This is a genomic window from Gemmatimonadota bacterium (assembly GCA_040388535.1).
Classification (GTDB): Bacteria; Gemmatimonadota; Gemmatimonadetes; order Gemmatimonadales; family GWC2-71-9; genus Palsa-1233.
Window position 1 is genome coordinate 87334 of sequence record JAZKBR010000002.1, and the last position, 11152, is coordinate 98485.

7 protein-coding genes are annotated in these 11152 nt (G+C 63.1%); 1 reads left to right on the top strand and 6 read right to left on the bottom strand.

The annotated features are described in order from the left end of the window. The first annotated feature begins 262 nt into the window (after positions 1–262). Positions 263–2239, top strand: a complete 1977-nt coding sequence (locus tag V4558_03990) for a copper-translocating P-type ATPase (protein MES2304639.1) — start codon at positions 263–265, stop codon at positions 2237–2239. A 61-nt stretch (positions 2240–2300) separates the two neighbouring features. Here the strand turns inward: V4558_03990 and V4558_03995 are convergent, their stop codons facing one another. From V4558_03995 to V4558_04020, 6 genes are read right to left on the bottom strand one after another with little or no spacing between them, the layout of a single operon-like run. Beyond that, on the bottom strand, positions 2301–4730 hold the full coding sequence (locus V4558_03995; protein ID MES2304640.1) for a heavy metal translocating P-type ATPase: 2430 nt from the start codon (positions 4728–4730) through the stop codon (positions 2301–2303). After that, positions 4727–5092: a P-II family nitrogen regulator gene (locus V4558_04000; GenBank protein MES2304641.1), complete on the bottom strand. Its 366-nt coding sequence runs from the start codon at positions 5090–5092 to the stop codon at positions 4727–4729. Before V4558_04000 ends, V4558_03995 begins: the two co-directional genes overlap by 4 nt. Continuing rightward, positions 5082–8207 carry an efflux RND transporter permease subunit gene (locus V4558_04005; protein MES2304642.1) on the bottom strand — a complete coding sequence of 1042 codons (3126 nt, stop codon included), beginning with the start codon at positions 8205–8207 and terminating at the stop codon, positions 5082–5084. Before V4558_04005 ends, V4558_04000 begins: the two co-directional genes overlap by 11 nt. Position 8208: 1 nt before the next feature. Then, positions 8209–9396: an efflux RND transporter periplasmic adaptor subunit gene (locus V4558_04010; protein MES2304643.1), complete on the bottom strand. Its 1188-nt coding sequence runs from the start codon at positions 9394–9396 to the stop codon at positions 8209–8211. Then, positions 9396–10751 carry a TolC family protein gene (locus V4558_04015; GenBank protein MES2304644.1) on the bottom strand — a complete coding sequence of 452 codons (1356 nt, stop codon included), beginning with the start codon at positions 10749–10751 and terminating at the stop codon, positions 9396–9398. The genes V4558_04010 and V4558_04015 overlap by 1 nt, the downstream gene beginning before the upstream one ends. A gap of 56 nt (positions 10752–10807) precedes the next feature. Next, positions 10808–11137 carry a hypothetical protein gene (locus V4558_04020; GenBank protein MES2304645.1) on the bottom strand — a complete coding sequence of 110 codons (330 nt, stop codon included), beginning with the start codon at positions 11135–11137 and terminating at the stop codon, positions 10808–10810. Positions 11138–11152: the final 15 nt, after the last annotated feature.

Genomic DNA, 11152 nt, shown 5'->3' on the forward strand with positions numbered 1-11152 from the left:
CCTGTGCCACGTTGCCATTCTCGTCCTCCCGGACCCGCTTCAGTTCTCCGGGCCACACGCCAGTGCATCTTTCCGATGCCGTCGTGTGTGCAGGCGGCCGCAAAGCTGCACCTCCCAAGGGGAGTAGTTTTGCCGTATCGCAGTGACGACTCTACCAATGCGTCCACCTGAGGACCTACGAGAAATGACCGCGACCTCACATCATCAGCACGGTGCCTCCGCACCATCGGGAGGAACAACTGCCCGACACGACCATGCGGCGATGATGGCGGATCCATCGCACGCGAAGGCGATGGAATCGGATATGCGCCGTCGGTTCTGGGTGGCGCTCGCCTTCACCGTCCCGACGGCGCTGTTGGCCGGGCACCTGCCGGGTGTTCCCATGCTGGTCGAGGCACCGCTCAGCAGCTGGCTCGGGCTGGCCCTCGCGACACCCGTCGTCTGGTGGTGCGGTTGGATTTTCATCGTCGGCAGCTACGACGCCCTCAGGAAGCGAAAGCTCGACATGTCGGTCCTGATTGCGACTGGCGTCCTCGCAGCGTACCTGAGCAGCGTCTACCTCACCATCGTCGGCTATCCCGTCGCCTATTACGAAGCGGCGACGATGCTGGTGACCTTCGTCCTGTTCGGTCACTGGATGGAGATGAAGTCCCGTCGCGGCACCTCCGATGCGCTCCGAGCGCTGTTCGACCTGGTGCCACCGATGGCTCGTGTGTTACGTGACGGGAACGAGGTCGAGGTTCCGACGAGTGAAGTAGTGACCGGGGATCTGCTCCGACTCCGGCCTGGGGACAAGATTCCCGTCGATGGGGAACTCACAGAGGGTAACACCGACGTTGATGAAGCATTGGTGACCGGTGAGAGCGTCCCGGTGGCGAGACACTCCGGTGATGCGGTGGTTGGTGGGTCAATCAATGTCACGGCAGCTGTGACAATGCGGGCGACGAGGATCGGTCGCGATACCGTGCTCGCCCAGATCGCGGCGCTCGTGGCCACCGCCCAGAATTCCAAGGCACCGGGTCAGCGTCTTGCCGACCGCGCGGCAGCGATCCTGGTCGTCGTCGCGGTGTCAGCCGGAGTACTCACCTTTCTGGGCTGGCGCTTTGTGGCAGACGAGCCGTTTCTGACGGCGTTGACCTTTGCGATCTCGGCGGTGGTCATCGCCTGCCCGGACGCCTTGGGCCTCGCGACACCCACGGCAGTCGCTGTTGCGACGGGGCTCGGTGCCAAGCACAACATCCTGATCAAGGACGCTGCCACACTCGAGGGCGTGAGCAGAATCCAGACCATCGTACTCGACAAGACCGGTACCCTGACCGAGGGAAAGCCAAGCGTGACCGACGTTGCCGCTGCAGCCGGCGTCGATGAGGCGTCCGTGCTCAGTGCGGCTGCCGCCGCTTCGGGCCAGTCGAGCCACCCACTCTCTCTCGCCATCACAACTGCTGCCTCCGAGCGCAGAGCAACGCCGGCGCAGCCTGCAACGAACGTCGAAAACCTTGCGGGTTTCGGACTGAAGGCCCGTCTCGGCGATGACATTCTGCTCACCGGTAACGCGAAGTTGCTCGAACAGGATGGCATCGACCTCGCGCCGGTGCGCGAGGCCGCCGATCGGCTGGCCGCCGCTGGTCGATCGATCACCTATGTGGCGCTCGCTGGCCGAGCGATCGGGGTCATCGGCATCACCGATGCCATCAGGCCAAGTTCCGCCGGTGCCATCCGGGAACTCCGTCAGATGGGAATTACACCCGTACTCTTGAGTGGAGACCTGCGCCCGGTTGCGGAGCGAGTCGCCGCTGAGGTGGGAATCGAAAAGGTATTCGCTGAGGTGCGACCGGAACAAAAGGCCAGCTATGTGAAGCAGCTGCAGGATGCCGGACAGTTCACTGCGATGGTGGGTGACGGCGTCAACGACGCCCCGGCGCTCGCCCAGTCCGACATCGGCATTGCCATCGGGGCCGGCACGGATGTCGCAATCCAGGCAGCACAGGTCGTCTTGATGCGGTCCGACCCGGCAGACATTGCCAAAGCGGTCCGCCTCAGCAAGGCCACCGTCCGCAAAATGAAACAGAACCTGGTCTGGGCGAGCGTGTACAACATCCTGGCGATCCCGGTGGCGGCCGGAGTGTTCTATCGATCGCTGGGTTGGTCATTGCGTCCGGAGGTTTCGGCGCTGTTGATGTCGGCCTCGTCGATTATCGTGGCGCTGAACGCCGTCTCATTGCGCCGCGCCAAGTTCTGACGGTGGCAATGCTCCGGATCGCAGCCGCTCGCGCGCACGCCCTTTTTACTGCGTCAAAGAATTAGTGCGCCTGCACCGGAAGCCCGCGCCTGTAGCGTAGCAACCGCAAAGCATTGGCAATCACCAGCAACGTACTCCCCTCGTGCCCAACCACAGCGAGACCGATTCCGATGAGCCCCGTACTCGTCGAGAGGATCAGCAATACGATCGTCCCGAGAGAGATATACAGGTTCTGACGGATAACCCTTCGCGATTCTCGCGAAAGACCGATCGCAAACGGGAGCGTGCTGAGGTCATCACCCATCAGCGCCACGTCGGCAGTCTCCAGTGCTGTCGCGGAGCCGATTCCCCCCATTGCAATGCCGACGGTGGCGTGGGCCAGGGCGGGCGCATCGTTCACTCCGTCGCCGATCATCGCGACGTAGCGGTGTGTCGCGAGCAACGCCTTGACCGCGACCACCTTGTCCTCCGGGAGCAGTTCGGAGCGCACCTCGTCCACGCCTACCTCACGAGCGATCGCGTCGCCGACGCCCTTGTTGTCACCCGTGAGCATCACCAACGGCGAAACGCCGAGTCCGCGAAGCCGGTCGAGGACGGCGCGAACGCCCTTGCGAGGTTGGTCGGCGATCCCGAGCACCCCTAGCCACTTCTCAGCCTTTCGGATCACGACAATGCTGCGGCCGCCGGCCTGCAGCGTAGCAACTTTCTCGACGATTTCTCCTGGCACGGTGACGCCGCCGTCCTGCCACAGTTTCAGGGTGCCGATCTCGACCCGCTCGCCCGCCACCGACGATCGAACTCCCCGGCCGGTGACGCTCTCCAGCGCGCCGGCTTGTTGGAGGGCAATCCCGTCCTTGGAGGCGCGCCGCACGACTGCTGCGGCGAGGGGGTGCTGTGACTCGGTCTCGACGCTCCCCGCGATCGCGAGCAACTCCTCTGCGGTGACTCCAGTGGAAGGGAGTACGTCAGTGACCTCCGGCCTCCCCTCGGTGAGAGTACCGGTCTTGTCGAAGGCCAAGGCCCGGATGATCCCGAGATTCTCGAGATGCATTCCGCCTTTGACCAGCACGCCGTGACGTGCAGCCTGAGCAATGCCAGCGAGCACCGCCGATGGGGTGCCGAGAGCCAAGGCGCACGGCGACGCTGCGACCAGCAATGACATTCCGCGGTAGAGTGACTCGGACCATGTCCACCAGCCGAAGAGCGCTGGAACCACGATGAGGAGCACGTCAGCGATCAGTACCACCGGCACGAAGACCCGCTCGAAGCGCTCGGTAAATCTCTGGGTCGGTGCCTTCTGGGTCTGCGCCTCCTCGACCAACTTGATCACACGATCGAGTGTGCGATCTCCAGCACGCCTGGAGGTGGCAACTTCCATCGCCCCGTCGCCATTCACCGTGCCTGCATACACGGGATCGCCGGCCGCCTTCTCAACCGGCACTGATTCACCGGTTATTGGTGCCTGATTCACGGCCGAGGAACCGCTGGCCACATCGCCGTCAACCGGAATTCGCTCCCCGGGACGCACTAGCACAATTTCGCCGACGGCAACGGATTCCACCGCTACCTCGGCGATCGAGTCACCGCGCCGAACGCGGGCCGTCGATGGAGCCAAGTCGGCGAGGGCCGAGATTGCCCGGCGAGCACGATCGTTAGCGTAGTGCTCTAATGCGTGTGCCAGGGAGAAGAGCCCAAGCAGGAAGGCACCTTCAGCCCATTGCCCCAGAACAGCAGCACCAAGGGCCGCCACCAGCATCAACAGGTCGATATCAAAGGACAGCTGCCCGCGTCGCAGAGCAGTCACCCAGTGTCGCGTGAGGTCCCACGCACCAAAGGCGTAGGCTGTCAGGTAGAGAGCGAGAGCTGCGGTACGCGGCAAGGCGAGCCACCGCTCCCCTCCCCAGGCCAATGCAAGGGCCGAAAGCGCGATCAGACTCCAGACCAGCTCCTGATTGCGACGATACCACGAGGCGGCAGGTGGAGCCGGGTCACGAGGCCCACAACAGCTGTTGCCCGCGACCGGCGTCGGCGCGCCTGTACCAAGTGACTCAACCGCCTGCTGCACCACCTCGTCAGTTACGAGCTCTCGATCCCATTCCACCTGGACGCGCTGCGCGGGCAAATTGACCGAGGCGCTGACCACACCGGTGAGCGAACGGAGCTTCTGCTCCATACCTCGCCCGCTATCTTCGCTGCCGATGACGCGAACCGAGAATACCTCGTGACCGAAACGCGCGGTCAGGACTGCTCCAGTGGAGCGAGCGAGGTCGTGAAGTCTGGCCAGCGTAATGACGTCCGGGTCATAGTGCAGACAGAGCACATTTCCCGGCGTCGATTCATCCTCCGAGTCGACCGAACCGACGTGCGCCTGTGACACGCCCTGATACGACGCCAACATCGTCGTCAGTCGTTCAACACACGCGTCGCGGGCATCGGGGAGGTCCGGGAGTAGCACCGGGATGTCGATTCGTACCTTGAGGGTTGTGCTCATACAGCATCCACTCCGGGGAGGAATTCACGAATCGAGATGCTCTCCTGTACCGGCAGGATCAGCACTTTTCCATCACCGTAGCGGCCCGTGTGGGCCGCGTGGGCGATGGCATCCGCGATTGCCTCCGCCTGCACACGGCCAGTCACAAGAAGCTCAAGCCTCGTTCGCGGCTGAGGCTCATCCTCTTCCCCGCGGGCTGCACTCCCGCGACCGGCAATGGTAGGGAGTCCACGGCAATCAGTCAGCGTCATCCCATCGTAGGCCGGGTGCCGAGCTAGCGTGAGCACGATGACGTCAACCTTGAACGGTTGCACCATCGCCACCACGAGCCAGAGATCCCTGCTGGGGGTTTCAGTTGTCATTGGTTGATCCCTCGAACCAGCCGTAGAGTGCCGGGAGAAGCAATAGCGTCAGCACTGTTGACGTCAACAGCCCACCGACCACCACCGCAGCAAGCGGTCGCTGGACCTCGGACCCTGCCCCGCTCGAGAATAGCAGCGGGAGCAATCCGAGGATTGCCACCGTGGCCGTCATCAGCACGGGACGGAATCGCAGGACGGTTCCGGTGTAAACCGCATCTCGAATGCTGCGTCCCTCAGCTCGAAGAGAGTTGATATAGGACACCAACACGACGCCGTTCAGGACCGCGACACCGAAGAGCGCGATGAAACCAACTGAAGCCGGAACGGAGAGGTACTGACGGGAGACAATCAGTCCGCCGATCCCTCCGATAAGCGCGAAAGGGACGTTCAGGATGATCAGCGCCGCTTGTCTCAAGGAACCAAAACTGGCGAAGAGAAGCAGGTAGATCAGTCCGATCGTGATGGGAACGATGATCGCCAACCGCTTCATCGCCCGCTGCTGATTCTCGAATTGACCACCCCAGCTCAGGAAGTAACCGGTCGGGAGGGTGACGCCTGACGCGATTCGCTGCTGCGCCTCGGCAACAAAGCCACCCATATCCCGGCCCCGGACATTCAGCTGAATGACGATCCGTCGCTGCCCGTCCTGGTGACTGATCTGCTTGGGCCCAGTGACTGTCCGGATATCGGCGAGTTGCCGCAACGGGATGTGTGCCTCGCCGCTGGGCGTCGGCACCAGGAGATTCGAAATCGCCTCGACGTCGAGGCGGAACTCCTCCTTGAGTCGGACCGTGATATCGAAGCGCCGGACTCCTTCGAAGACCTGCCCAACGTTCTCCCCGCCCACCGCAAGCTCCAGCGCCTCCTGCACGTCGTCGACGTTTATTCCGTGCCGCGAAATTGCCCCTCGGTCGATCCGGATCTGGACTTGCGGCTGGCCGGTGACCTGCTCGGTCTGGACGTCGGCTGCACCGGGGACACCCTTGACGGTGCGCTCGATTGCTTGCGCCGTGTTCACGAGCTTGTCCAGGTCATCGCCAAAGAGCTGAATCGCCAGCTGCGCCTTGACGCCGCTGAGCAGTTCATCAACGCGGTTCGCGATCGGCTGGGTAAAGTTCATTGCGACGCCAGGCAGCTTGGCAAAGCTGGCTTCCATCGCCTCAACCAGTTCGGCCTTGCTGCGACCCGACTTCCATTCCGCTTCGGGCCGAAGTGTCACGATCGCCTCGATGTTGTTCACCGGCTCGGGATCGCCTCCAGCTTCCGCCCGGCCGATCTTGGAGACAACCCGGTCGACCTCCGAGAAGCCTTTCGCAAGTGTCTCCAATGTCGACGCTGTGCGGATGCCCTCATCAAGTCCGGCCGAGGGTGCCAATGTGGCCCGATAGAGAATTGAGCCCTCCTCGAGGGCGGGTACGAACTCGGTACCGATGAACGGCACGGCGGCCAGACTGATCCCGAGGGCCGCAACAGCACCAAACAGCAGGCGTTTGCGATTGTCGAGCGCCCAGCCGAGCATCGGCAGGTAAGGGCGTTTGAGGACCCGCATGATCCAGGTGTCCTCCTCACTTCCCCCCTTGAGGAAGAACGCTGACAGCACTGGGATCACGGTGAGCGAGAGAATCATCGACGCGAGCATTGCGAACGCGATCGAAAATGCCATCGGCCGAAACATCTTTCCTTCCACGCCTTCCAGAGTGAAGAGCGGGAGAAACACCAGAATGATGATCGCAATGGCGAACACCACCGGTCGGCCCACTTCCCGAGCGGCCCGCAAGATCTGGTGTCCCTTTGACTCCCCAGCGGCCTGGGGCGGGCGATCCGGGCCAGCACCCGACCAGGCGGTAGGGTGGGCCGCCTCCTCGGAGAGATGACGGTAGATATTTTCGACCATCACGACTCCGCCGTCGACCATCATACCGATCGCGATGGCGAGCCCACCCAGGCTCATCAGGTTTGCACTTATTCCTGCGTACCGCATCAAGGCGAAGGCCAGCAGCAACGAAAGCGGCAGCATCGAGGCGACAATGAGCGCGCTCCGGACGTTGCCAAGAAAGAGAAAGAGAATGACGACGATCAGGACCGCGCCTTCCAGGAGAGCATCCCGCACGGTGCTCACTGCGCGCTCGACCAGCTCCGACTGGTCATAGTACGGCTCGATCCGGGTTCCCTTTGGCAACGACTTGTTGATTTGTTCAACCTTGGCTTTGACGGCGCGAATCACATCGGATGTGTTCTCGTAGATTCGCTTCAGGACGATGCCGGTTACCACCTCGCCCTTTCCATCGGACGTCACCGCGCCGCGCCTGACCTCCGGGCCAAGGACGAGCTCTCCGAGATCGCGGAGATACACCGGACTGCCGCCCCGCTCTGCCACGATGATATTGCCGAGATCAGTGAGGTCTTCCACAAGGCCGACGCCCCGGATCAGCAGTTCCTCCGGCCCACGCGTGATGTAGCCGCCGCCGACGTTCCGGTTGTTCGCTGATACAGCCTGGCGAACGTCCGACAGGGTGAGTCGATGCTGCAGGAGCGCACGCGGGTCAATGCGAACCTGATATTGCTTGACATCACCACCGAATGAGAGCACATCGGTCACGCCCGGCACGCCGCGAAGGTTGTACTTCACGATCCAGTCCTGATCGCTCCTTAGGTCGACCGTCGACCGGCCGTCACCACGAAGCACGTACTGGTACACCTGACCGAGGCCGGTGGTAATTGCGCCGAGCGCCGGGTCGCCCAAGCCAGGCGGGATCTGCTCTCGAGCCGCTGTGAGCCGCTCGAGCGCCAACTGCCGGGCGAAGTAGATGTCGACGTTGTCGCGGAAGTACACGCTCACTTGGGAGATTCCGAACGCGGAGATCGATTTCACCTGCTCCACCCCCGGCAGGCCGTTCATCGCGACCTCGACCGGATAGGTGATAAGGCGCTCGACCTCCTCTGGAGCCAGCCCAGGGGACTCGGTGCTGATTTGCACGAGAACCGGCGAAACGTCAGGGAAAGCATCGATCGGCAGCCCACGGAGGGCGACGTACCCACCCCCGATGATTCCGAGCATCATCAGAACGATGAGCAGCCGGTTGTGCAACGAGAAAGAAATGATCCGGTCAATCATCTCACTCGTCTCCGGCGAAAGTCGACTTGAGCAGTTCCGACTTCAACTGGAATGCACCCGTGGTGACGATGCGGTCACCGCGCTCGAGACCTTGCGTCACAGTGATCAACCCACCGCCGACCGATTTTCCGGGGAGGACGCGCCGGACCATGAAGCGACCGGGCTGGCTGCCGACGACGAATACTACCGGCTGGCCATTCAGGTCCTGAATCGCGGCTTCCGGCACCGCGAGCATCTCCGCTCCCTGCGCATTATTGGGGGTAGCAATCACGACCGAAGCGAACATCCCGGGGCGCAATCGATGCTTCGGGTTTTCGACCTCCACCCGCACTTTGAACGTGCGGCTGGTCGGATCCATCACCCCGCCGGAGTAGGTGACACGTCCTTCGAACGTGTCGTCGGGGAGTGCGCTCGGAGTGACCGTGACGGCAGCCCGTTGCTTGATGCGAGCATAGTCACGCTCATACACATCCACCGTGATCCAGACGTGCCGAAGATCGGCAACGGTGAAGAGGTTGGAAGATGGGCCGGTCAGTTGTCCAGGCGTCGCGTTGCGCTCGACCACCACGCCAGCGACGGGTGTCCGCAATCCGAAGGAAGAGCCCTTCCCGTTGACATCCGCACCGACTGCCTCAAGTCGAACGACGGCACTGTTGTAGTCGGCCTCGGCCGTCCGAAATTCCCCTTCCGCCTCGAGCATCTCCTTCTGCGAAGAAATCTGCTGCTTGAAGAGTCGCTCCTCACGCTCGAAGTTGCGCTGCGCGACCGAACGCCGCACTCGCGCGCGCTCGACGTCACCCCGCATCTCACCGATCTCCGAACTTTCAATCGTGGCCAACACCGTCCCTGAGCGAACTTCACTCCCCAGATCGGCATTGATTGTGGCCACCCTCCCCTCGACTCGCGATCCAACCGCCGACACCCGGTTCGCATCGAAGGTGATGACACCATTCGCTGAGAGTGCAGTCCCGGCGATGAGCCTTACGCTGTCGATGACGATTCCGGCGAGCCGCTGTGCTGTGGTGTCGAGCACTACAGCGCTATCCAGTGCGGGGGCCTGGGGTTCTGGTACCACAGGAGGTGCCGCAGGCTTTCGGAGCAACAGGTATCCCGCAATGAGTACCGTCACGCTTCCAGCACCCCAGAGCAGGCGCGCCGAAGTGGTTCCCTTCTCGGTAGAGTCCTGCATCATGGAACTCCTGCACTGCTGGGGAATAGGTCTTGGCCGGTGGCCTCGGCGAGCGTGACACGCGCTTCGCGCTCGGCGAGCCACGCCGACCAGTAGTCGAGTTCAGCACTGATCGCCTGATTGCGAATGAGGAGGATTTCGGGGAGTCCGATTTTACCTTCGCGATAGGCGGTTTCCGACAACTCGCGATTCTGGCGGCCAGCGCGAAGCACCGTGCTGCGTAGTGTGGCCACCTCGGCGGCCGCCGCCACATAGTCAGCCACAGCTCCCTCGATTTCCACCGCCACCCGTGCTGCAATGGCCCTGCTGTCCTGTTCGGCCTGCGTCGCAGCAGCCGCAAAGGCGCTCGCATCGCCCTGGTTCCGATTGAAGAGCGGAACGGCTATTCCGACACCGGGCCGCAGGGTCCGTTCTCCAGGACCGATCTCTTCCGATGTTAGTCGAAGCAGGAGGTTCGGCAGCGCCGCACGCCGGCTGCCAGCGGCGTTGGCACTCGCCTGCCGAGCGGCGGCCGTGCGTTCAGTCAGGTCGGGGCGACGGCTGAGTGCAACGGCGATTAGCTGTACTACATCGAAGGTGTCCGCAGGTGTGACGACCTGGGCCAAGGAGTCCGGTGGCAGCAGGTCGAGATTCAGGTCCGACTCGTTGTTCACGTCAGGCACTATCTCAACGGTAGGAGAAATGCCGAGCAAGTGACCGAGAGCGAGTCGAGCGATCCGTTCCTCGCGCTGCGCGCTCAGCAGGTTGGAACGTGACCGACCGAGCTCGATGGCCGCGAGGTTGTAGGTGATTCGGTTGACTTCACCTTCGGCAAGCTGTCGCGTGACTGCGTCCGCGAGCCGCTGGTTCAGCTGGAGTACTTCGGCAGCGACCTCGCGACGACGGCCGGCAGCGACCAGTCGATAGAACCCGCGCGCCGCATTTCCAAGGGTCAGTCGTTCCGCGTTGGCGCTGGCAGCACGAGCGCGCGCGACACCCTCACGGGCAGCCGTACGACGCGGGCCGGCCTTTCCCGGAAACTCAACCTCTTGACTCACTCCATAGTCCACTCCGCCCGCGGCACCTGCCGAGAGCGCGTCGACCACTGGATTGAAAGGCCAGAGGCGGGCTTGGCGTTCTACCCCGAGCGCGATCGCCGTGTCGAGCCGCGCGGAGCGCAGCTCGAGATTGTCGCGACGCGCTCGGGCGAGAGCGCCCTCGAGGGTCAGTCGAAGCGTGTCGGATACGTACGTTGGCCCACCCGGTACAGCGGGTGGGAGGGTGCGGCGGTATGGCGCTGCGCGGGCTACCCCGATCCAGCAGAGCTGGAGCAGGACAACACGCAGCAGGCACCGATACCGGGTGCCGGTCTGCATAGCATCTCCTTAATACAACGCGTGGGTCTGAACGATTCGGCGCGAGGTACTGGAGATCAGATGATGGGAGGCCGCAGTCCGGGCTCGGGATGAGCCTGTGGGGCGATGGAACAGGGGAGCGCTTCGGGAGGCGTTGCTGGTGGGGTCGTCGGCGAACTCACAATGAGGCGACGATCGGGCACGATCGACAGCCCGGAGTGGCAACCGCAGACGTGCTGCGTAGTGGAGCAGCCGTGCTCCGGTTCTGGCATCGAGCCAGGGTGGCTCGGGGCGCTGGCGTGAACGAAATCGCCTTCACCCGCGAAATGGAACGCCCACTCCCCCAGCTCAGGCCCGATCGGCGTGAGGAGGCAGAGCATCAGGAAGAAGAGCAGGCGGTCACGCATCAGGGATACCTACCG

What these genes read in the sequence shown, in the direction of transcription:
- V4558_03990 (MES2304639.1), top strand. Translation starts at nt 263, where the DNA reads ATGATGGCGGATCCATCGCACGCGAAGGCGATGGAATCGGATATGCGC.
- V4558_03995 (MES2304640.1), bottom strand. Translation starts at nt 4,730, where the DNA reads ATGAGCACAACCCTCAAGGTACGAATCGACATCCCGGTGCTACTCCCG.
- V4558_04000 (MES2304641.1), bottom strand. Translation starts at nt 5,092, where the DNA reads ATGACAACTGAAACCCCCAGCAGGGATCTCTGGCTCGTGGTGGCGATG.
- V4558_04005 (MES2304642.1), bottom strand. Translation starts at nt 8,207, where the DNA reads ATGATTGACCGGATCATTTCTTTCTCGTTGCACAACCGGCTGCTCATC.
- V4558_04010 (MES2304643.1), bottom strand. Translation starts at nt 9,396, where the DNA reads ATGCAGGACTCTACCGAGAAGGGAACCACTTCGGCGCGCCTGCTCTGG.
- V4558_04015 (MES2304644.1), bottom strand. Translation starts at nt 10,751, where the DNA reads ATGCAGACCGGCACCCGGTATCGGTGCCTGCTGCGTGTTGTCCTGCTC.
- V4558_04020 (MES2304645.1), bottom strand. Translation starts at nt 11,137, where the DNA reads ATGCGTGACCGCCTGCTCTTCTTCCTGATGCTCTGCCTCCTCACGCCG.